This window comes from Marinomonas dokdonensis (assembly GCF_052747885.1).
On sequence record NZ_JBRAND010000006.1, the window covers coordinates 26,385 to 48,784 of the forward strand.

General features: G+C 46.4%; 22 protein-coding genes. 4 read left to right on the forward strand and 18 right to left on the reverse strand.

Going from position 1 to position 22,400, the window contains the following annotated elements:
- Positions 1-37: 37 nt before the first annotated feature.
- On the reverse strand, positions 38-1,240 hold the full coding sequence (locus ACUM5Y_RS14085; protein WP_445977522.1) for a DUF3500 domain-containing protein: 1,203 nt from the start codon (positions 1,238-1,240) through the stop codon (positions 38-40).
- 190 nt (positions 1,241-1,430) lie between these two features.
- On the opposite strand from ACUM5Y_RS14085, the gene ACUM5Y_RS14090 reads away from it, so the two are divergent.
- The gene (locus ACUM5Y_RS14090; protein ID WP_445977523.1) at positions 1,431-2,066 is read left to right on the forward strand and encodes a LysE family translocator; all 636 of its coding nucleotides are present in this window, start codon (positions 1,431-1,433) and stop codon (positions 2,064-2,066) included.
- A gap of 37 nt (positions 2,067-2,103) precedes the next feature.
- Here ACUM5Y_RS14090 and ACUM5Y_RS14095 read toward each other — a convergent pair whose 3' ends face one another.
- The 9 genes from ACUM5Y_RS14095 to ACUM5Y_RS14135 all read right to left on the reverse strand — a co-directional run bounded on the left by ACUM5Y_RS14095 (position 2,104) and on the right by ACUM5Y_RS14135 (position 10,898).
- Positions 2,104-2,442 (reverse strand): zinc ribbon domain-containing protein YjdM, encoded by a 339-nt coding sequence (locus ACUM5Y_RS14095; protein ID WP_445977524.1) that lies wholly within the window; start codon positions 2,440-2,442, stop codon positions 2,104-2,106.
- 110 nt (positions 2,443-2,552) lie between these two features.
- On the reverse strand, positions 2,553-3,209 hold the full coding sequence (locus tag ACUM5Y_RS14100) for a nitroreductase family protein (protein WP_445977525.1): 657 nt from the start codon (positions 3,207-3,209) through the stop codon (positions 2,553-2,555).
- 125 nt (positions 3,210-3,334) lie between these two features.
- Positions 3,335-3,826, reverse strand: coding sequence for an arsinothricin resistance N-acetyltransferase ArsN1 family B (locus ACUM5Y_RS14105; RefSeq protein ID WP_445977526.1), 492 nt, complete (start codon positions 3,824-3,826; stop codon positions 3,335-3,337).
- 89 nt (positions 3,827-3,915) lie between these two features.
- Positions 3,916-4,392 (reverse strand): transcription elongation factor GreA, encoded by a 477-nt coding sequence (gene greA, locus ACUM5Y_RS14110; protein WP_445977527.1) that lies wholly within the window; start codon positions 4,390-4,392, stop codon positions 3,916-3,918.
- Positions 4,392-7,607, reverse strand: a complete 3,216-nt coding sequence (gene carB, locus ACUM5Y_RS14115; protein WP_445977528.1) for a carbamoyl-phosphate synthase large subunit — start codon at positions 7,605-7,607, stop codon at positions 4,392-4,394. The genes greA and carB overlap by 1 nt, the downstream gene beginning before the upstream one ends.
- Before the next feature lie 23 nt (positions 7,608-7,630).
- Positions 7,631-8,761: a glutamine-hydrolyzing carbamoyl-phosphate synthase small subunit gene (gene carA, locus ACUM5Y_RS14120; protein ID WP_445977529.1), complete on the reverse strand. Its 1,131-nt coding sequence runs from the start codon at positions 8,759-8,761 to the stop codon at positions 7,631-7,633.
- A 260-nt stretch (positions 8,762-9,021) separates the two neighbouring features.
- Complete coding sequence (locus tag ACUM5Y_RS14125; protein WP_445977530.1) at positions 9,022-9,573, reverse strand: DJ-1 family glyoxalase III; 552 nt, start codon at positions 9,571-9,573, stop codon at positions 9,022-9,024.
- Between the two features lie 2 nt (positions 9,574-9,575).
- Positions 9,576-10,037: a ribosomal protein S18-alanine N-acetyltransferase gene (rimI, locus tag ACUM5Y_RS14130; RefSeq protein ID WP_445977531.1), complete on the reverse strand. Its 462-nt coding sequence runs from the start codon at positions 10,035-10,037 to the stop codon at positions 9,576-9,578.
- A gap of 27 nt (positions 10,038-10,064) precedes the next feature.
- Entirely contained in the window at positions 10,065-10,898 is an 834-nt protein-coding gene (locus ACUM5Y_RS14135; RefSeq protein WP_445977532.1) for a hypothetical protein, read from the reverse strand.
- Between the two features lie 195 nt (positions 10,899-11,093).
- Here ACUM5Y_RS14135 and ACUM5Y_RS14140 point away from each other — a divergent pair, with 195 nt between their 5' ends.
- Positions 11,094-11,882, forward strand: coding sequence for a transporter substrate-binding domain-containing protein (locus ACUM5Y_RS14140; RefSeq protein ID WP_445977533.1), 789 nt, complete (start codon positions 11,094-11,096; stop codon positions 11,880-11,882).
- A 71-nt stretch (positions 11,883-11,953) separates the two neighbouring features.
- On the forward strand, positions 11,954-12,763 hold the full coding sequence (locus tag ACUM5Y_RS14145; protein WP_445977534.1) for an amino acid ABC transporter permease: 810 nt from the start codon (positions 11,954-11,956) through the stop codon (positions 12,761-12,763).
- 24 nt (positions 12,764-12,787) lie between these two features.
- On the opposite strand, the gene ACUM5Y_RS14150 is transcribed toward ACUM5Y_RS14145, so the two are convergent.
- From ACUM5Y_RS14150 to ACUM5Y_RS14160, 3 genes are all read right to left on the reverse strand, one after another.
- Positions 12,788-13,885, reverse strand: a complete 1,098-nt coding sequence (locus ACUM5Y_RS14150) for an alpha-hydroxy acid oxidase (RefSeq protein ID WP_445977535.1) — start codon at positions 13,883-13,885, stop codon at positions 12,788-12,790.
- Between the two features lies 1 nt (position 13,886).
- Entirely contained in the window at positions 13,887-14,570 is a 684-nt protein-coding gene (locus ACUM5Y_RS14155) for a Fe2+-dependent dioxygenase (RefSeq protein ID WP_445977536.1), read from the reverse strand.
- Between the two features lie 84 nt (positions 14,571-14,654).
- Entirely contained in the window at positions 14,655-16,886 is a 2,232-nt protein-coding gene (locus ACUM5Y_RS14160; RefSeq protein ID WP_445977537.1) for a TonB-dependent receptor, read from the reverse strand.
- A 296-nt stretch (positions 16,887-17,182) separates the two neighbouring features.
- On the opposite strand from ACUM5Y_RS14160, the gene ACUM5Y_RS14165 reads away from it, so the two are divergent.
- Complete coding sequence (locus ACUM5Y_RS14165; protein WP_445977538.1) at positions 17,183-18,223, forward strand: Fe(3+) ABC transporter substrate-binding protein; 1,041 nt, start codon at positions 17,183-17,185, stop codon at positions 18,221-18,223.
- A 71-nt stretch (positions 18,224-18,294) separates the two neighbouring features.
- Here the strand turns inward: ACUM5Y_RS14165 and ACUM5Y_RS14170 are convergent, their stop codons facing one another.
- The 5 genes from ACUM5Y_RS14170 to nrdR form a co-directional block, all read right to left on the reverse strand.
- Complete coding sequence (locus ACUM5Y_RS14170) at positions 18,295-18,774, reverse strand: phosphatidylglycerophosphatase A family protein (RefSeq protein WP_445977539.1); 480 nt, start codon at positions 18,772-18,774, stop codon at positions 18,295-18,297.
- Between the two features lie 69 nt (positions 18,775-18,843).
- Positions 18,844-19,794: a thiamine-phosphate kinase gene (gene thiL, locus ACUM5Y_RS14175; RefSeq protein WP_445977540.1), complete on the reverse strand. Its 951-nt coding sequence runs from the start codon at positions 19,792-19,794 to the stop codon at positions 18,844-18,846.
- Positions 19,795-19,966: 172 nt separating this feature from the next.
- Positions 19,967-20,470 (reverse strand): transcription antitermination factor NusB, encoded by a 504-nt coding sequence (gene nusB / locus ACUM5Y_RS14180; RefSeq protein WP_445977541.1) that lies wholly within the window; start codon positions 20,468-20,470, stop codon positions 19,967-19,969.
- A 227-nt stretch (positions 20,471-20,697) separates the two neighbouring features.
- A complete protein-coding gene (gene ribD, locus ACUM5Y_RS14185; protein ID WP_445977542.1) occupies positions 20,698-21,858 on the reverse strand; it encodes a bifunctional diaminohydroxyphosphoribosylaminopyrimidine deaminase/5-amino-6-(5-phosphoribosylamino)uracil reductase RibD in 1,161 nt (386 codons plus the stop codon).
- Positions 21,848-22,354, reverse strand: coding sequence for a transcriptional regulator NrdR (gene nrdR / locus ACUM5Y_RS14190; protein ID WP_445977543.1), 507 nt, complete (start codon positions 22,352-22,354; stop codon positions 21,848-21,850). Before nrdR ends, ribD begins: the two co-directional genes overlap by 11 nt.
- Between the last annotated feature and the right edge of the window lie 46 nt (positions 22,355-22,400).

Genomic DNA, 22,400 nt, shown 5'->3' on the forward strand with positions numbered 1-22,400 from the left:
ACTGCGAGTCGGATGACTCGCACTAGATGTGTGAATATCATTCCGTCTGAGCACCATAATCATCCGTAATATCACGCCATACGGAGTGCGGGTGATTGCCTTTTTGAGGGGTAGATTTGTTCGATTGCAATGAGAATTCAATCCACAATGATGGGCCATGTATACGCACATAGTCATCTTCACTGTTCACGTCTGTGGTGCCAGAAAAGCCTAATACTGTCTCATCCAGCTCCGAGGTATATTTTTCCATATAATGCTTCGCATCTGCGGCATTAATATCCTCCACATAGGTGGCAACGGCAGCTAGCAGCAAGTCTTTTTGCGCCTCAGTAAGTTCGCGAACACTGATACCTTCCTGCTCATCAAGAATACCGTCATCTGCCTGTGGGCCTGCCAGAATATCGCGATATGTGCCTTCTAATGTTGCTGCTTTCTTCTGCTCTGACGTTAGCGAGTTTAATAACGCTGCAAACGCATCTCTTTCTTGCAACATAGGAATATTGGTACGGCCATTCATTTCAAAGGATGGAAAAGGCTCGATGCCTCGAAAGGAAGGTGTCGCACCAACCAATTTGCCATCCGTGTAAGTGTTGGCAAAGGCAAAGTGATGGCCGCCATAGTAGAGCTGCCAAGTGCCTTTATCGGCTGGTGTGCCTAGAAAAGCAATCTTGCCATTAAAGGAAGAGTAACCTGCTTTATAGTCTGTGCTCACTGTGCCGATATAGTCATCCGCATTCAATGTCTGGACGATTTCATCAAAACCTTCGTTTTCCCCTAAGCCTGTAGCTTCCATTAGAATCGCTTTCACCACACCACGCTGCTCGACATCCAGCTCACCTAAAAACACGCCAGGTCTTGCCGGGAAGGCTCCGGCAGGCAGGTTACTCCAGTTCTTCGCTTCAGCTAACGAATACTCCAGTTGCAGCAATTCTAAAATTTCATCAGACACGTCTGCTTTCAAAATATCAATCAGACATACTAGACGTTCAAAGCCTGCGTCAGTACCACAAGATTCTACCGATTCTGGTATCGCGATCGACCCCATCAGGGAACTGGTATCCCCTAATCTTGCTTGAATCGCTTCATTTTCAGGGGATGGTGGTCCACCAGGACCTGGACCCGGTCCATGACCCGGACCGTGTACAACATCATCCGCATGAGCAACACTCACGTTAGCTGCGGCGCTAATTATTACGCCACTTAGAAGGGCTTTTAAGCCATTGATGTAAATTTTACTCATATGGGTTTCCTCTGGCGGTGTAGTGAACATTGGAAGAATTCAAACACAAGATAACAGTGTGATATGGGACAGCCTTGCAATTGGTGCATTAAGCATTCAATCAATGAGGTATTTAGCTTCCCAATAAATACCTCTTTCCGCTAGGATATAACGATTCGATTAAGAATTCATGAAATATGCGAGGCTTAATATGATTGATGTCATATCTTTAGCAACAATAGGCTTTACCTTCTTTGTGATTACCGCCTCTCCGGGGCCTGCCACACTTTCGAATGCCACCATCGCCATGAGTAAGGGGCGTAAAGCCAGCCTAATATACGGCGCAGGCCTCTCCAGCGGTTTATTAGTATGGGGGCTAGTTGCCATTAGTGGCATGGGCGTCATGCTACAAAGCTCGGTGTATTTGCTGAGTGCATTGAAAGTATTAGGCGGGCTTTATCTTATTTGGTTGGCTTACCATTCTTACAAAACATCATTGCAAGCGACCACCTTTGCCGATCAGCAAGAGATCCAGCAATTGAGTGCTAAAAAGTGGTTTTTAAGAGGTTTGGTACTCAACACCTCCAACCCTAAGACGGTAATTGCTTGGATGGCCGCCCTGTCGGTTGGCATGGGAGAAAGCAGTGATTTCGGTGCTCTTATTGCTGGCCTGATGGTTTGCATGCTGGCAGGATTTACCGTCAACGCCCTATATTCCCTGCTGTTTTCTATTCCCCACATCATGCAGCTGTATCGTAAGATCAGCCATTGGGTCGATAGAATCGCCGCAGGGCTATTTGCCTTAGCAGGCATTGGCCTTATTCGCTCAGCCTTTCAGCGTAGCTAATCTTACCACTTTCCTATCCTGCCAAAGCCTGACATGGTCAGGCTTTTTTGACGAACTTCGCCGTCACCATCATGTCTCCCGCACCGTCTAGTTTGCAATCGAGCTGATGATCTTTTTTATCATGTATCCGCTTAATCACCCCTTTGGTGCCGATCTTTAACACCATAGAGCTGCCTTTTACTTTCAAGTCTTTGGCGAGAGTGAGCTTATCGCCAGCAAGCAATAGGGTGCCATTAGCATCCTTAACTTGCACTTCGTCCGTTTGCTCAGCCTCTTCATTTGGGTTCCATTCAAAAGCACATTCAGGACACACCAAGTTGAGCTGGTCTTGATAAACATATTCCGACTGACATTTAGGGCATTCTGGTAAAGCCATATAGATTACTTCTTATTGCGAAATTAGATGGGCATTTTACCAAGCTGAGCCCACAAAAAAAGCGAAGTAAGCCAGTTACTTCGCTTTTTTAATCAACACCCAGTAGCGGATTATACCGTGGTGATAATGTCTTCTAGCGCTAAGCGAGCTTTAGGCAGATCACGGTTCCAGTCTTCGCCTTCCTTGTGATAGCCCATAGCAACAGCAACCTCACATACATGGCCATTTAGCTCTTTCTCAAACTTCTCGCCGATCAACTCAGGATCAACTCCTTCCATAGGAGTGGAAGCAATACCCATGCGAGCCAAGGTGTGCAATAAGTTACCTAACGCCAAATAAAGCTGAGCCTTAGTCCAAGTTGCGTTATTGCCTTGCTCATCTGTGTTCATTTCAGCGAAGGCATAAGCGCCCATGAAGGCATCATAATTTTCTGCTGGCAAATGCCCAGAGCTTACTTCTGCATCCACACGTTTACTAAATTTCTCTTTCGTGAATTTCGGATCATACGCTAACAATATTGTGTGAGAGGCTTCTTTAATATGATGCTGATTGAACTGGTGCTTGTTCACAAAAGTATCATGCAAACGCTGTTTACCTTCATCACTTTCAACCAAGATGAAGTGCCAAGGTTGAGAATTAATAGAAGAAGCGGATAAACGTAGCGCTTCTTTGATCACAGCAATGTCCTCTGCAGAGATACGTTTGCTGGCATCGTATTGTTTTGCTGTGTAGCGGCTGTTCAGGTCATTAATAATTGGGTGAGACATACTGTGTTCCATTACCTTGTCATTGTTTACTAGAATATGGCGCCATTATAGAGATAAACAATAATTTGATAATAGATCTAAACGTGCAAACACTTTCAATCAAAAGTTGAAAATATGCTTGGCTGTTACTCCTCTAACCCGACTTGCCAGTAGCCCACATCCAACCACTGGTCGAACTTATAGCCCACCTGACCAAACAACGCGACCTGAGTCATTCCCATACTTTCATGCAGACCAACACTGGCTGGGTTCGGTAGTGTAATCCCCGCGATCGCAGTTCGCTTATCCGTGTCATGCAACTTTTTGAAAAGGCGTTGATATAAGCGCTTACCTAAGCCCTGTCCATGGAAATCAGGATCTATATAGACGGAGACTTCCACGGCAAAACGATACGCGCTTCTTTCTTTCCAAGGGCTTGCATAGGCATAACCAACGAGCTGATCTTGATGCTGCAGTACCAACCATGGCAATTTTTCCTGACGGACTTTTTTAATCCGCTCTAATAGGGTTGCTTCACTGACAGGCTGTTCTTCAAACGTCGCCACGGAATGCTTTACGTAATGGTTGTAGATATTCGCAATATGAGGAGCATCACTGTCTTTTACGTCTCTGATCACAAGCCTCTCCTTAATCGACTATTTGCCGTTTTTCAGGCATAAAAAAACCACCTTACAAAATAAGGTGGTTTTTGCCAAACGCTCAGCGTTTAAATGTATTCGACTTTTTCGATTTCGTAAGTCGCTTCGCCACTTGGAATCTTCACGATGATTTCATCGCCTTCCATTTTACCGATAATCGCTTTCGCTATCGGTGAAGCGTAGGAAATCTTCTTCGCTTTCACATCAGACTCATCATCACCCACTATCTTGTAGGTAACAGTGTCTTCGGTGTCTACGTTATACAAGGTCACCGTTGTACCAAAGATGACTTTGCTAGACGCTGGCATAGATTTCACATCAATCACTTGTGAATCAGCAAGCTTACCTTCGATCTCTTTAATGCGACCTTCAGCAAAACCCTGCTCTTCACGGGCAGCATGATATTCTGCATTTTCTTTTAAGTCGCCGTGCTCGCGCGCTGTTGCTATATCAGCGATAACGCGAGGACGAACTACTGTTTTCAGGTGGTTTAGCTCTTCGCGGAGCGTCGCTTCACCTTCAACTGTCATTGGTACCTTTTTCATTATTTCCCCAGGTGCAAGTCTTGTAGTCTTCTAACTTTGGTTTCACCGGTCAAGCTAATCGCCAAACTGGTCGCTTCCGCGCCGGCCAATGTTGTAGTGTAACAAACCTTACGCTGTAATGCTGTACGGCGAATCACAGAAGAGTCAGCAATGGCTTGGGTGCCTGAAGTGGTGTTGACAATGTAGTCGATTTCACCATTTTTCAACATATCCACAATGTGTGGACGACCTTCATTTACCTTATTCACCTTACGAACCTCAACGCCATTTTCCGTCAAGAATTTCGCGGTACCTTCTGTGCCTACTAGATCAAAGCCAAGGCCAGCCAAGCGACGAGCTACGGCAACAGCACCTTCTTTGTCCATATCACGAACACTGATGAAAGCACGACCAGATGTTGGCAACTCAGTACCGCCACCCAATACGGCTTTACCAAAGGCTTCTGCGAAAGTGTCACCGACACCCATGACTTCACCCGTGGACTTCATTTCAGGGCCAAGAATTGGGTCAACACCTTGAAACTTGTTGAACGGGAAGACGGCTTCTTTCACACTGTAGTAAGAAGGAATAATTTCTTCTGTTAAGCCTAGTTCCGCCAATGTCTTACCAGCCATAACCAAAGCGGCCACTTGAGCCAAAGAACGGCCAATACATTTAGAAACGAATGGTACGGTACGTGAAGCACGAGGGTTCACCTCGATCACGTAGATTTCGCCATCTTGTACCGCAAGCTGAGTATTCATCAAGCCAACAACGCCTAATTCTAGGGCCATGTTCTTGATCATCTCACGGATTTGATCCTGCACTTCTGCCGTCAAAGAGTAAGGCGGCAATGAACAAGCTGAGTCACCAGAGTGAACACCCGCTTGCTCGATATGCTGCATGATGCCACCGATAACCACTTGCTGACCGTCACTGATACAGTCGATATCAACTTCGATGGCAGCGTTTAGGAAGTGATCAAGTAGTACTGGGCTGTCATTAGACACTTTCACCGCAGACGTCATATAACGATTCAATTCTTTCTCGTTATATACGATCTCCATGGCACGGCCACCCAATACATAAGATGGGCGAACCACCAGTGGGTAACCGATTTCCGCAGCTTTCATCGCCGCTTGCTCAACACTTCGCACTGTGGCGTTATGAGGCTGCTTGTAACCAAGACGCTGGATCATGCTTTGGAAACGTTCGCGGTCTTCTGCACGGTCAATAGCTTCTGGCGTTGTACCGATAATTGGCACACCTTCGTTCTGTAGAGCACGAGCGATTTTCAGTGGTGTTTGACCACCGAACTGCACAATAACGCCTTTTGGTTTTTCTTTACGGACGATTTCTAATACGTCTTCAAGGGTTACTGGCTCGAAGTACAAACGATCCGATGTGTCATAGTCTGTAGAAACGGTTTCTGGGTTACAGTTCACCATGATGGTTTCGTAACCGTCTTCACGTAGGCCTAGGGCTGCGTGTACACAGCAGTAATCAAACTCGATACCTTGACCGATACGGTTCGGGCCACCACCAAGGATGATCACTTTGTCTTTATCCGTTGGTGCTGCTTCACACTCATCTTCGTAAGTGGAATACATGTAAGCTGTGTTCGTCGCAAACTCAGCCGCACAAGTATCAACACGTTTGTAAACTGGGTGTACGTCCATCAAGTAACGACGCTCACGCAAAGATTTTTCCGTAACGTCTAGCAAGCTTGCCAAACGCGCATCAGAGAAGCCCTTGCGTTTTAGGCGGCGTAGAACATCGTAGTCCATGTCCACTAAGCCTTTGTCGGCCAACGCAATTTCTTCTTTGATCAAGTCTTCAATCTGCACTAGGAACCAGTGATCAACACCTGTTACCGCGTAGATTTCATCAACTGACATGCCTGCACGGAAAGCATCGCCAATGTACCAAATACGATCAGCACCCGGAGACTGTAGCTCGTAAGCAAGTTTCTCTTTGCTGTTCTCTTCCGCGAAGTCTAGCTGTGGGTTAAAGCCGTCTGAACCTACTTCTAGGCCACGTAGGGCTTTCTGTAAAGATTCTTGGAAAGTACGACCAATCGCCATGACTTCACCCACAGACTTCATTTGCGTCGTTAAACGATCATTCGCTGTTGGGAATTTTTCAAATGTGAAGCGCGGGATCTTAGTAACCACATAATCGATTGCAGGCTCAAAGCTCGCTGGCGTCTGGCCACCTGTGATGTCGTTTTGCAACTCATCTAGGGTGTAACCTATGGCCAATTTCGCAGCAATTTTAGCGATTGGGAAACCTGTCGCTTTAGATGCCAAAGCCGAAGAACGGGATACACGTGGGTTCATCTCGATAACAACAAGGCGACCAGTTTTCGGGTCCATACCAAACTGTACGTTAGAACCACCTGTTTCAACACCGATCTCACGCAATACCGCAAGGGAAGCGTTACGCATGATTTGGTATTCTTTATCCGTTAGTGTCTGAGCTGGAGCCACTGTGATCGAGTCACCCGTATGCACACCCATGGCATCGAAGTTTTCGATGGCACAAACGATGATACAGTTGTCTTTTTTGTCACGGACAACTTCCATCTCGTATTCTTTCCAACCGATAAGAGATTCATCGATCAGCAATTCGTTGGTTGGCGACAAGTCCAAACCACGGGTACAGATTTCGTCGAACTCTTCCATGTTGTAAGCGATACCACCACCCGTACCACCCATGGTGAATGACGGACGAATGATACAAGGGAAGCCAACTTCAGACTGAACTTTAAGGGCTTCTTCCATGTTGTGAGCGATACCCGCACGCGGACACTCAAGACCAATGGCTTTCATTGCTTGGTCGAAACGATTACGGTCTTCAGCTTTATCAATGGCGTCTGCTGTCGCACCGATCATTTCTACATTGTATTTCTCAAGAACACCGTGGCGCTCAAGATCCAGCGCACAGTTCAATGCGGTTTGGCCACCCATGGTCGGCAATACGGCATCGGGACGCTCTTTCTCAATGATCTTTTCAACTGTCTTCCATTCGATCGGCTCGATGTATGTCGCATCGGCCATCACTGGGTCAGTCATGATGGTAGCAGGGTTCGAGTTCACAAGAATAACGCGGAAACCTTCTTCACGAAGGGCTTTACACGCTTGTGCACCAGAGTAATCAAACTCACAAGCCTGACCGATAACGATCGGGCCGGCACCTAAAATTAAGACGCTTTTTATGTCAGTACGTTTTGGCATAATCTTTTCGTTCGCTCCCTTATTTAGGCTTTGGCGGCTTTAATGTTGTCAATAAACTGATCGAACAAAGGTGCAACATCATGTGGACCTGGGCTCGCTTCCGGGTGACCTTGGAAGCTGAATGCACTCTTATCTGTACGGGCAATCCCTTGTAGAGATTGGTCGAACAAAGACTTATGAGTCATCACAAGGTTACTCGGTAAGGTATCTTCATCAACAGCAAAGCCATGGTTTTGGCTGGTGATCATAACTGTGCCTTTCTCGATTGCTTGAACCGGGTGGTTGGCACCGTGATGACCAAATTTCATTTTCTTAGTTTTGGCACCAGACGCTAACGCCAATAGCTGATGACCAAGACAAATACCAAAAACCGGTATTTCGGTTTCCAAAATTTCTTTAATGGCGGCAATGGCATAATCACAAGGCTCTGGATCACCAGGGCCATTGGAAAGGAAGACACCATCTGGATTCAAGGCTAGCACATCGCTCGCTGGCGTTTGCGCAGGCACAACAGTCAAACGGCAACCACGTTCAACCAGCATGCGTAGAATATTGCGTTTTACACCGAAGTCATAAGCCACTACGTGGAACTCAGAACTGTCTGGCGTCGTGTGGCCTTTGACAAGGTCCCAAGTAGATTCTGTCCACTGGTAAGACTCTTTTACAGTCACTTCTTTGGCAAGGTCCATGCCTTTTAGGCCTGGGAAAGCTTTTGCGGCTGCAACGGCAGCGGCTTCGTCTAGGTTGTCGCCAGCCATGATGCAGCCAGCTTGAGCACCTTTCTCACGCAGGATACGTGTTAGCTTACGTGTATCAATGTCAGCAATGCCCACAACACCTTTGCGCTTTAGGTAAGCATCTAATGCTTCTTCACTGCGCCAGCTACTGGCAACAAGTGGCAGGTCACGAATAATTAGGCCTTCACACCAAACTTGATTAGACTCTTCATCTTCAGAGTTAACGCCGGTATTCCCGATATGTGGGTAGGTCAAAGTGACCATTTGTCGTGCATAGGAAGGATCTGTAAGAATTTCTTGATAGCCAGTCATTGAAGTGTTGAATACCACTTCCGCTGTTGAAGTGCCATCTGCTCCGATTGACACGCCTTTAAATATCGTGCCATCTTCCAAAGCTAGAATCGCTGTTGTCGCCAAAGGAACCTCCCATTTAGAGCTAGTTAGGTTGCAAAAAAGCGAGACAAACCGGTGGCTTATCTCGCTTTTTAAAAATTGCGCTTGTGCCGCGTATTTATCGATTCACCACCAATAAATCTTGCGTTTAAAAATCTGAACAATTCTACTATTTTGCACCCTTAGCGTCCACCGCGAATAGCAAGTAAATCCATAAAAATACCCGCTTTGCGGTGGTTTTTTACTAACCAAATAGTCAGTATTAAATCAAACACCCTATTGTTCTAGCACAACAAGTCGGACGCGACTTTTTGGGCCTCTTCATAGCCTTTCAGATTCGCTAAAACAGCCAAAGAAAACGCCATCGCCACCGCAGGCCCTTGAGCAGTGATAATATTACCGTCCATCACCACAGGCTGATCTGCCATATACTCAGCCCCTTGCAGGTGTGATTCGAACCCGGGGTAACAAGTCGCTTGTTTATCAACAACAAAGCCATGGGTACCAAACACTAAAGCTGGTGCCGCACAAATAGCGGCCAACAGTGCGTCTTGTATGTCATGTTTTTCAAGGATGCTAACCAACAGCTCGCAGTCTTTTAGGTACTCCGCCCCCGGCATACCTCCGGGCAAAACCACCGCGTCATACATGCTTTCTGCCACGTCACTTAGCAACACATCCGCTTCAAACCGACAACCATGAGCCAAGGTTACTTGACGAGAGTCATGCACGCTGGCGACACAAACGTCTAAACCGCCACGACGTAACACATCAATAATGGTGAGCGCTTCAATTTCTTCGCTGCCGTTAGCAATAGGTACTAGCACTTTGGACATTTTTAGTCTCCTTGGGGAATTTCATTCAACGAAAGCGTATACAGACAGGCCGCTTCTCGACCTTGGGGGGTTTTATAATAGTTTTTCCGGTGCCCGACTTGGGCAAAACCTAGGCTTTCATACAAGCCAATAGCCCCAGCATTAGACTCACGCACTTCTAACAAGCACTCCGCAACTTTCTGCTCTTGCAGCACCTGTAGCCATGCATTCATCAGTTGTCGTGCAATGCCTTGTCGTCGTATCGATGGGGCGACCAATATCAATTCCAATTCAGCTTGGTCATAGAGTTGGGATGCACACAACCAAGCGACAATCTCACCAGATTCGGGCGCCTGAACCACCCAACTTTGCCGACTATCGAAAGCGTCCATGATCAATTTTTCACCCCATGGATGAGGGTTCGCTTGACGATCAAGTGCCACCACAGCAGAAGCATCCTCTGCCTTAGTGAGACGTATTAGCATAATAAAATCAACACCTTGAAATGGAATTTAAGCGCCGGAAGCCGAAGTAGAAAAGAGCCCTTGCTGCATCGTCGACCAAGCATCTTTGCGCAATTCCGGGATGCGATACAACTCTGGCAAGCTGGCAATTTTTGCTACCGCACAGGAAGCGAGTATGGCATCTGCCCCATCGACACTGAGTAATTCGGCAATGTTTGAACCCGCTAATACCACCTTGGGTTTCCCTGATATTGACTTGAGTAGTTGCCCCACAAAGCCTTCAACCGCACCCAATAACCAATCCTGACGAGCGATAAAATGCGGGTTGGTTAATGCCCCTGGCCAAGTTAATCGGCGAGATTGCCATTCCTCCGCAGATTGCTGTAACAATGCTCGGCCCATTTTCAACGCCAGTTTTTCAATTTCTTCATCGTCCTGAAAGGCACTGGGCACATCCGTAATGATCAACAACTGGTCGGTCAACAGGTACGCCCGTATATCTAATGTGGTTAGACCCGTATCAAAGACTCGCTCGGGCTCAGGTTCGACTTCGATGTTGACCGCCAATTCTTCAATTGGCTGCAGGTCTTCCACGACGATTTCAGGGCCAGCATTAAGCTGCTCTCTAAGGCTGGCGACCGTTTGGTCTTTCTCTTCTGGGGCAAGCTTTTGTATCGGTGGCTGAGGTTCTGCTTGACTAAAACCCAATACGGAAGCTGGCGGAGTAACAGCCGTTTCCCTGCCATTAACCATAGGCCAAGGCAGAGGATCAAAGAAAGCGGTCCCCGAGACAGCTTGTGACGCATCAAGCCATACCCCCACCCCCATTTGGGTCAGGCATTGAACTTGAAATGCGTGTTGTGAGCTCAATTCTCGAGACATGAGGAACCTATAGTGAAGCAGCGAGCAAATACTCAGCCGCATTAATTCATTAATAGGCTAAATATACCTCCTTCACTCTCGACATACTACTTAGCAAGCGCAAAATCACATAGTCTCGCCGAATGCAAAAGTGTATAATCATGGACTTTATTTTCCCTAATTTCACTTGTGACGCCCACATTCAAAGGAACCACCATGCTGACTCTTTTATCCCGCTTAGCCGGCATTACAGCTGTGCTATTTTGCTCTGCCAGTTTTGCCAATACTTTACCGGACCTGCAAGGTCGCACCATTGTTGCGGTAACGGAAAATGCTTACACACCTTTAAACTTTGCCGACCCAGATACCGGTGAAGGCATTGGCTGGGAATACGACGCCATGAACGAAATTGGCAAGCGCCTAAACGCCAAGATTGATTGGCAACTAAGCAGCTGGGACACCATGATCCAAGGGGTAAAACAAGGCCTTTATGATATCGGCATGGATGGCATCACCATCAACGCTGAGCGCGCGGAACAAATCGACTTCTCCATCCCTTACCTAACCTCTCAGCAATTCATGCTTGTAAGAGCCGATGAGACCCGTTTCAATGACGCACAATCTTTCGCCGCCAATGACGATCTCTACTTCGCAGCTCAACCTGGTACGACCAACTTTTATGTTGCGGTTTATAACGTGCTAGATGGTGATGAAAACAACCCACGCATTACCCTGCTAGAAACCTTTGGTGCTTCTGTTCAGGCATTGAAATCAGGTGATGTTGACAGCGTATTAATGGATGCAACCTCAGCACGAGGCTACATTGGCGCTAACCCAGGGGCGTTTAAAATTGTCGGCGGACCTTTAGGCACAGAAGATTTTGGCTTCATCCTTACACCTGACTCCGACTTATTGGCGCCTGTGAATGCCGCCATTGAAAGCATGAAAGCCGATGGCACATTGGATGCGTTAAACCAAAAATGGTTTTTTGACTACAACCAATAAGCTCACACGCCCAGTTTGGGTATTAAATAACGACTCTAGGCCATCCTACTGATGGCCTTATTATTGAACCGATGAAGCCTTTGAAAAACACTGTCGATAAAACTCCTTGGTGGCTGATCGCTGCGATCATCATTGCTCTTGTTCTGCTATGGAATATGGTGGCAGATGAGGACTATCAGCGTATTGCCAGCACCTTAAGTAAAGGCTTACTAACCACCCTAGGCGTGACTTTTTCGGCATTCATACTCGCCAGTCTCATTGGTTTACTGATCGCTTTAGCAGGCTTTTCTCGTTATCGAGTGTTAAGGGAATTCTCGCGTTTTTATGTGGAAATCTTTCGTGGTATCCCAGTACTGGTGTTGCTTTTCTACATTGCCTTTGTCGGCGCACCAGAAATGGTTAAGTTCTATAACTGGTTACTGCAATGGCCAATCGAAGCTGGCTGGTTAGAAACCGCCCGCACTCGCGACTTTACGTTGTTGTGGCGAGCGATACAGGCGCTTTCCATTAGCTACAGCGCGTTTATTGCTGAGGTGTTTCGGGCAGGTATTCAAGAAGTTGGAAAAGGGCAAATTGAGGCTGCTCAAGCTCTTGGGCTATCGAGTTGGCAGCGCTTTCGCTTGATCATACTGCCACAGGCCATGCGCAAGATTCTACCGCCCCTTGGCAACGATTTGGTGGCCATGATCAAAGACTCTGCACTAGTGTCTGTATTGGGTGTACAGGACATTACACAGCTGGGCAAAGTCTTCAGCGCTTCATCGTTTCAATTTTTTGAAACCTACAATGTGGTCGCCTTTATGTACTTAGTGCTCACCCTTAGTTTGTCTTTACTGATACGTGCTTTCGAAGCCCATTTGAGGCGTAACGATCATCATTGACTAGCGTTACACCTAGGGTTTGCTTTAATCACGGTTAAGTAAGCATTCACTGTTAATATCCGCAATACAAGGCGTTCCTGCCAACGCCATGGTGACTTCCAACTCTTCACGTAAAATTCGCAACATATGTGCTACCGCCGGTGCACCACCTACCGCAAGGGCATAAAACTGTGGTCGGCCGAGTAATACGGCATTTGCTCCTAGGGCTAGCGCTTTAAAAACATCCGTGCCCCGCTGAATGCCACCATCTAGCAACAGGGTATAGTCTTCGCCAACCAATTTACGAATCGCCGGAATGACATCCATCGCACTGGGCACTGTGTCTAATGTTCGCCCTCCGTGGTTAGACACCACTATGCCTTGGGCACCAATACGCTGGGCTTTTAATGCATCCGCTGGGTGCAAAACACCTTTAATAATGACAGGCAGGAGGCTTTCTTTGATCAACCACTCGATGTCTTCCCAAGTAGGCGCCTCACTCATCATGCCCTGAAACACTATGCTCTGATCTGGCGTAAAGGCTTTACTCGGCAACGGCGGACGATCCTTCAAATTAACGGCTTCAATGCCTTCCGGCAATTCAAACTTAGCCCGCTGGGCGCGATTACGAATGCCATGTATAGCCGAGTCTACCGTTACCACAATGGCTTGGTAGCCTGCTTTCTGGGCACGTCGAATTAAGGCTAGGTTGTAATCTCTATCAAGTTGCCAATAAAGCTGGAACCATTTAGGGGTGCTTAATTGCTCACTCACCTCTTCCATACTTTGGCTGCTTAAGGTGCTTACCATCATGCCTATGTCTAAAGCGCTGGCTGCTCGTGCTGCGGCAATCTCGCCATCTTCATGGGCCATTTTTTGGAAGGCTACAGGTGCCAACATTATGGGAGTACGCCATGCTTGACCAAGAATCTTGGTAGCCGTAGTGCCCTTAGTGACATCATTCAAAACTCGTGGCCAGATACTCAGGTTATCGAAAGCACTACGGTTCTGTTGCAGGGTGATCTCGTCAGCGCCCCCACCGTATACGTATTCATAAATTGAGTGAGGCAAGGCCTCTTTGGCCAGACGTTGATAGTCCGCTAAATTTAGAGCGCTTTGAAACGCTGGGGTTTGCTGAGTCATGTTAGGTATCTACGTGTAGTCGAATTAATCTGTGGTAAAGCGCACTTAAAGTCATCACTTCAGGATAATCTAAACCATGCACCGCCCCTAATTTCTGTACGCTTTGATCAAGATCAAATAAGATCTCTCGCGTTTCATGGTCCCGCACCATGCTTTCAATCCAAAAAAAACTCGCCAAGCGTTTACCGGATGTAACAGGTGTTACCTGATGCAGGCTAGTTGATGGGTAAAGCACCATATCACCCGCTTTTAGCTTAACTTTATGCTCGCCATAAGCGTCTTGGATGATCAACTCGCCGCCTTCATAGTCCTCTGGGTCATTAAGAAATAAAGTGGCTGACAGATCGGTGCGCAAGCGCACTGGCGTACCAGGCACTACTCGCACAGCGTTATCTACATGCCAGCCATAATGGCCACCCAGTTGATAACAATTAAACATGGGAGGGTAGATTTTTCGGGGTAAAGCCGCGGAAACAAATTTAGCGGTGGCAGACAAAGCCTGCAAGATATGATCACCAAGCTGCTGAGCAAGCTGACTCTCAGGGTCTAACTGACTATTTTGCTTCACCTTAGAAGCCTGGGTTCCAGCACTCTGCTCGCCATTCTGCCATTCGATATTCGCTAGGTGCTGGCGGTACTGTTTTAGCTCATGTTCGGATAAAACATTGGCAATGGTGATCAGCATAGGGCTCCTTCTCAAACAAAAACAAACGCAACCAGAAGGGGATCTGATTGCGTTTGATACAAGAACTAACTTTATAAGATTAAATTAGAACTTATATTTTGCCGTAACACTAGCAGAACGACCAGCACCTAGGTAAGCAATTGCACCACCACGGTAAATCGCTGTGTAGTATTCTTTATCCGTAATGTTCTGAACATTCGCTTGTAGGTCAAAGTCTTTGTTGACTTGGTAAGTCGCGAATACATCGTATACAGAGTAAGAAGGCGTTTTGTTATCACTGTCTGTACCTGTATCAGGCTGACCGCCAATCATACCGCTTGAGTAAGTCGCCACAGCACCGAAGGCAAAAGCTGGTGTGAACTGGTATTTCGCTTGAATGTTCACACTTCTGTCGGCAAAGTTTGCTTTAGGCAAGCCTACTAGTTCTTCATCATAGGACTCTAGAGTTTTCGATTTCATCAACGCCAAACCGGCTTGTACACTTACTTTATCCGTCAAGTTACCAGACATGCCAAACTCAACACCGTGCACTCGGTTTTTACCAGTATTCAAAGAACCACCAGATGCATATGAATCATTGTCACCTTCAATTACATCATCTTTAGTAATTTGGAAGGCAGCCGCTGTTAACAACAACTTGTGATCCATAACATTCCATTTAGTCCCTAACTCTAGGTTTGTAGACTGTTCTGGTTCAGCATTAGCATAATTACCATCTGAATCGACACATACACCACCGTAACCACAACTAGAAACAGCATCTACTTCACCACCATTAATATTTGAAGAAGTAGACCAGGTTGCATAAATATTACCATGCTCCCAAGGAGAGAAAACGGCACCTAGGTGACCATTAAAGAAACCATCACTAAAGTTGTAGTTTTTCTCTGCTACAGGGTTACCTTGTCTATCCGTAGTTGCGGCAACAAAACCATCGTAATCAAAGTAATCGTAGCGAATACCACCGTGTACTTCCCAGTCATCAGACAAGGTTACGGTATCCATCAAGTAAGCAGACAAAGTATTTAACTCAACAGCTTTAGTAACGTCACTGCGGGTAACAGAGCCTTCCCAAAGGTTGTTTTGTGCATTGTACGGATCAATTGAGAAGCTATTATCGGTCGTTACCGAGTAGTTACCAATATCCGTTTTTTCATTTGCGTACTCTACACCAGTAACAATAGAGTGTTTTTTACCGAACAATTCAGCATCAAAGATGAAGTTGGTTTGGTTTCCTACATACTGGTTTTCTTGCCAGCCAGTGAATTGACGTAAATTGTTATCACGCGTAGCACTGTAGGTACTAACGATGTAATCATTTAGCGTTTCACCAAAACGGGTTTTGTTTTCTACGCGCAGATCATCTGTTAAGTATGCTTCGACCTTCACGGTTGCAATATCAGCTTCACTCTTTTGGAAGTCTAAGCCGTCTTGACCAACATAATCATATTTATCAAAGGTTCCTGTATCACTATCATAGGAATGACCTGGATCCTTCTTATCATCTGCTCGGAAGTAGTAGTAGTCTGCACTAATCGTCACATCTGAATTTGGCTCATAAACACTTGAAATCAAGAAACCTTCTTGATCTACCGCATCATCAACACGGTCTGTGTCCGACTGAGAAGTCAAAGCGTTAATACGTACAGCAAATTCATCGCTTACTGCTTTGTTCGCGTCTAATGTTAAGCGTGTCTTACTATCGGTTCCTAGGGTCGCACCAACGCTCGCGAAATCTTCATCATAAGAAGCTTTTTTCGTTACCGAGTTAACCGCACCACCTGTTGTGCCACGGCCACCGAAGGTCGAGCTAGGGCCTTTGGAAATTTCTACTTGCTCAAGAGCAAACGTTTCACGAGTAATCAAACCCGGTTCACGCAAACCATCTGTGTAAACGTCACTACGTGCTTCATAACCACGGATAATGTAACGGTCACCGAATGAGTTACCACCTTCACCAGTACCCAAGGTAATACCTGGTTGAGCACTCAAGATGCTTTCAAGATCCGTCTTACCAGATTCTTCAATGGAATCTTTCGTTAAAACCGTAATCGTTTTTGGTGTTTCTGCGATGTCACGAGTGTATTTTGAATCGGACATTTTTTTCGCTTTGTAAGCCGCGCCTGGCTCAGAATATGGGTTAGCGTCGCTGGCTAATTCCGCGCCATCAACCACTAGGGTATCTAGTTCTGTTTCGGCAGCATAAACCTGACCAGATAGTGCTGCTGAAACAGCAAAAGCAATGGCAGTCAGTTTAATGTTTGGTGTTGAGTTGTTTAGAGATTGGGTTTTAAGAGAGGTGTCTTGCGTTTCCACGAACTTCATCCTTTGAGTATGTAATGCTTATCTAAATGATAAGCGTTATTATTTACATATCCATATCTTTAGTCAATAGAATGTAATCAAAATGTATTAAAACTTACATTAATAAGAGAATGCCTGACATTTTCTAGAGACAAAATCATTAAATGACAGACACTTAGTAAAGATTCCAAGGCAAGTGGAAATTTTAAATTTAGCATTTCTAATAGAAATGAATATCATTTATAATCTGGATGATCGGCTTTTTTGAGCCTAGTAGAAGGGTTTACACTTTAAAGGTAATTCACACTATGAAAAAACTGTCTCCAACCTCATTACTGTGCTTAGGCGCAACTATCTTGCCTGTTCTGGCCAGCTCTGCAGCCTTTGCCAGCGGCGAATTGAACGTTTACTCGGCTCGTAAAGAAGCCCTTATAGCACCCGCTCTTGACGCTTACGCGAAGGAATACCGTGTTACAGTCAACTTGGTGACAGGCAATGCCGACACCCTATTAAACCGCTTAAAAATTGAAGGTGACGCCAGCCCTGCCGATGTTTTCATCACAGTGGACGCGGGTCGTTTATACCGAGCGAAAGCGGCTGGAGTACTTCAGCCATTTGAGACAGACACTCTAGACGAAGTGGTGCCTTCTCATTTACGCGACCGTGAACACTACTGGTATGGATTATCACAACGTGCCCGCGTTATCTTCTACAACCCTAAAAAGGTTAACAAAGCAGATCTATCGACTTACGAAGATCTAGCGGATCCAAAATGGAAAGGGCAAATTTGCGTACGCTCTTCCTCCAACATTTACAACCAATCTTTAGTGGCTTCTATGATCGAAGCGAATGGTGAAGAAGCGACACTTAGCTGGCTACAAGGCTTTGTGAAAAACTTCTCACGTCCGCCATTTGGTGGCGATACCGATTTGCTTAAAGCAGTTGGCGCTGGTGTATGTAATGTAACTTTAGCGAACACCTACTACTATGGTCGCCTTGGGCAAAGTGACAACCCAGCAGAGCGTAAAGTATACGACCAAGTCTCTCTGTTCTGGCCTAACCAACAAGAAGGTGAACGCGGTGCCCATGTGAACGTTAGTGGTATTGGCATGACAGCGTCTGCGACAAACAAACGCAACGCACGCCGCTTGGTTGAGTTCCTAACCAACCACGAAAGCCAACAATGGTATGCAGATGTGAACAACGAATACCCTGTTGTAGAAGGTATTGAGCCTCCAAAAAGCTTACAACCTTTTGGCGAATTCAAAGCCGACACTCTTTCTTTGAGTGCCCTTGGGGACAACAACCGCTTAGCCGTAGAACTTATGGACAAAGCTGGCTGGAAATAACACCTGCTTAAACGACAAGGCCCCATGGTGTCACTTCACACCACGGGGCCTTTTTTTGGCTTAAAGTTCTTTTAGAAAACGAAATGCAACAGAGCCTGTAAAACCACGAAAGACATGAGCCCTGCCAAAATATCATCCAGCATAATGCCAAAGCCGCCATGTACGTGCTTATCCACCCATGAAATTGGCCAAGGTTTTAAAATATCGAACAAGCGGAATAGCACGAAACCCAGCACTATGTATTGCCAGCCTGTTGGGGCGAGCCACATGGTGATCCAAAAGCCAACAAACTCATCCCAAACAATTCCAGAGTGATCATGCACCCCCAGATCCTTAGATGTCTTACCACACAGATAAATACCAATTAAAGAAGTCACTATCAGCATTATTAAGTACTGATCGTCACTAAAGTTCTGCATGAGCAGGAAAAGCGGCACAGCAGCCAAAGTTCCAAAAGTTCCCGGCGCTTTCGGTGCCGCCCCTGAGCCTAAACCAAAGGCTAGAAAATGAATTGGATTACGCCATACGGACGCTGGAGCAGAATTTGCCATAATACCCTTTCCTTAATATTTTTCGTTGTCGTTTTAAACAACCAAGCTTTTTGAAATAGCGCTATTGGGTTAAAAGTGCTGCCAACCTTTAATTTCACCATCATACCCTTGAATACTAAAGCCTGCCGTCGATATTTTACCAATACGCGTACAAGGCAAATGCAAGGTCTGCATAATCAGCTGGATTTCTTCCGCCTGTTCAGGCGAAGCGGTGAAACATAGCTCGTAGTCATCGCCCCCTGTTAATGCTAAAGCCATGGCGGCTTCAGGCTGCCAAGTCTTTAGCTGCTGAGAAATGGGCAACAGATGCGCGTCTAGTTCCGCCCCCACATTGGAAGCTTTCAAAATATGCTGAAGATCTTGTGCCACCCCATCAGAGATATCCAGCATAGCGTGCACCACTCGCCTCAGAGCCATACCAGCGATTAAGCGCGGTGCTGGACGCCAATAACGCTCATAGAAATAGTCAAAACGTTCGCTGGATACTTGCCACTCTCCCGTAACAATCGGTACTGCTGCTGCGGCATCACCTAAGGTGCCAGTGACATAAACATCATCACCGACTTGAGCATAAGAACGAAGTACAGCAGGTTTCTTAGCAACATAGCCGTGCACCTGCAGGGTCAAGGTTAAAGGACCTTTTGTGGTATCGCCGCCTAACAAAATCAGTCCAATCGGCTCAGCAAGCTCAGCCATGCCTTGCGCCAGACCCGCCAGCCACTGGGGGTCGGATTCCGGGATGGTTAGGGCTAGGGTAAAGAAAGCAGGCTTGGCGCCCATTGCCGCTAAATCACTAACACAACTGGCCACCGCTCGATAGCCAATATCCACAGGGTCTGCATCGAATGGAAAGTGACGTCCCTCGACTAAGGTGTCCATAGAGAAAACGAGACTTTGCCCCTCTGGTACATTGATCTGAGCACAATCATCTCCGATCCCCAGCAGGATGTCGTCGCGGCCTTGAGTATTCGCCATGACGGAAGCCTGAAAAATATTTTGTATTAGCTCAAATTCTTTCAATCCATTATCCTCTACTTCTATTCTCCAAAAGCTGTTTAGTTGCAAAGGCTCATTACATCTATAGGCTCTTTACCTAAAAGACTTTTTACCTCTAAAAAAAGGCCCCGTTATTAAAACTTAATAACGGGGCCTTTTAGGGTCTTATAACCTTTGTACTCAAATCGTGAAACTATTATTGAGCAGCTCGACGGGCGGCAATTTCTTCGCGACGTACACGCTGAGCCAGCTTATCAAGAATACCATTAATGTACTTATGACTCTCTGATGCGCCAAAACCTTTCGCAAGCTCAACACTTTCGTTGATTGCGACACGGTAAGGCACATCCAAACGTGCCGATAACTCAAATGCGCCAATACGCAATACCGCCAACTCGATAGGATCCAACTCTGCTAAAGAGCGATCTAACAGTTCCGCAAAGAGATCATCTAAAGATTTAGCGCGAGAAGTAACGCCTTGCAAAATCTCTCTAAAATACACTTTATCGCAAGCACTCATGTCTTGATCCAAAGTGAATTGGGTTTCAATCTCGCTCACTGCAGACTGGTTCATCTGCCATTGATAAACCGCCTGTAATGCCAAACGACGAGAAGCACTGCGTAGCTGAGAGCGTGAAGGCTTTTTCTCTTTACGCTTAGGTGCTGGAGTTTGATCGTTTGTTGTTTCCACTTCGCTCATTTTTTGCCTCAATTATCCAGACTCGATTCATAGTTGAACCCGATCGTCTGTTTGATTGTTTCCTCGAATAGGAGAAAACAAATATGTCTGTCATTTTGACCGGCGATTATATCAAGATTCGTTCAGCGTTTCTCTGCAAACTTCGCGCTATTTTTAGCAGATAAATCACTTTCTACCGTTTTTCACTGAGTTTCTTTGCCAACTGGCTCTGCCGGTTGGCGAAATCACTATTCTTCGTCAAATTCGTCGTCTTGATCATCCAAATATACGGGGCGATAAACCAGACGAATATCTTGCCCAACTTGGCGAACAGACAAGAGTTCAAGCTCGACAGCTTCGCTCATCATTTCAAGTGGCAACTGGAAAAGAGGTCGAGCACTAGAGCCTAATAATTTCGGCGCCATATATACGACAATTTCATCCACTAAACCCGCTTGCAAAAAGCCACCAGCAAGCTCAGAGCCAGTTTCCAATAGCACTTCATTAATTCCCGTATCGGCCAATTGTTCCATAGCATCGATAAGGTCCAAACGACCATCTTCGCCACGAGGTGAAAAACGCACGGTCACACCTTTCTCTTGCAGCACATCCAAGTGCTCTGACTCCACTTCTTCTTCCACTGCGAAAACGCACGCTTGAGAGGTGGGATACAAGATTTTCGCTTCTGGCAGAATAGACAAGGCCGTGTCCATCACCACTCGCATCGGCTGTCTGACCGTTTTTGGCGCAGCTTCTTGTCCGTGGTTATCAATACGCACTGTCATGCTAGGGTTATCGGCTAACACAGAGCCAATACCTGTGACTACCGCATCACTCTGGGCGCGCAGTTTCTGTACATCCAAGCGGGCTTCAGGGCCGGTAATCCATTGGCTTTCACCAGAGGCCATGGCAGTACGACCGTCTAAACTCATGGCTAATTTCACTCGCACAAAAGGCAAACCTTCTTGCATACGTTTAATAAAACCAGGATTTAGGGCGGCACACTGGGCTTCTAAAATCGGCCCAATCACTTCAATACCGGCGGCCTTGATCGCTGCTAAACCATTGCCAGCCACTTGTGGATTAGGATCTTGCATACCGAAGACCACTTTCCCCACACCTGCCTCGATCAAGGCTTTAGCGCAAGGAGGCGTTTTACCCTGATGAGAGCATGGCTCTAAGGTGACATATGCCGTCGCACCTGCAACCTCGGCACCAGCTTGTTTTGCCGCTGCCAGAGCGTTTACTTCAGCATGGCCTTCTCCGGCACGAACATGAAAGCCTTCGCCAATTAAGGTTTGATCTTTCACAAGAACACACCCAACGCGAGGGTTAGGGTGAGTGGTAAACAAACCTTTTTGAGCCAGCTGGATCGCTTTGGCCATCCAGTATTCGTGGTTATAAGTCATCTTTTGTCTTCTTAGTTGGCGTCATGGTTTTGCCGTCTTCTTCACTACGGCTTTCTAAGCGATCAATCTCTTCACGAAATTCATTAATGTCTTTAAAACTGCGATACACAGAGGCAAAGCGGACATAGGCCACTTGATCAAGGCGCTGTAATTCTTCCATTACCGCTTCTCCAGTCCAGCGAGAAGGTAATTCGCGCTCGCCTGTTCCCTGCATCTTTTCTTTGATGCGAGTAATGGCTGTTTCAACGGCCTCAATGCTGACGGGTCGTTTTTCAATGGCTTTTAAAATACCACTGCGTAATTTTTCTTCATCAAAAGGGACACGGCTGCCATCACTTTTGATCAGCTTCGGCATTTGTAGCTCAGCGACTTCAAACGTCGTGAACCTTTCTTGGCATTCATTGCAAGTACGACGGCGACGTACTTGAGCGCCTTCCGAGACGAGTCGGGAATCGAGAACTTTAGTATCGTGAGTTCCGCAAAACGGGCATCGCATAGGACTTCCAATAAGTTAAAGTAATTAAGAAAAAGGCCTTGCTCGG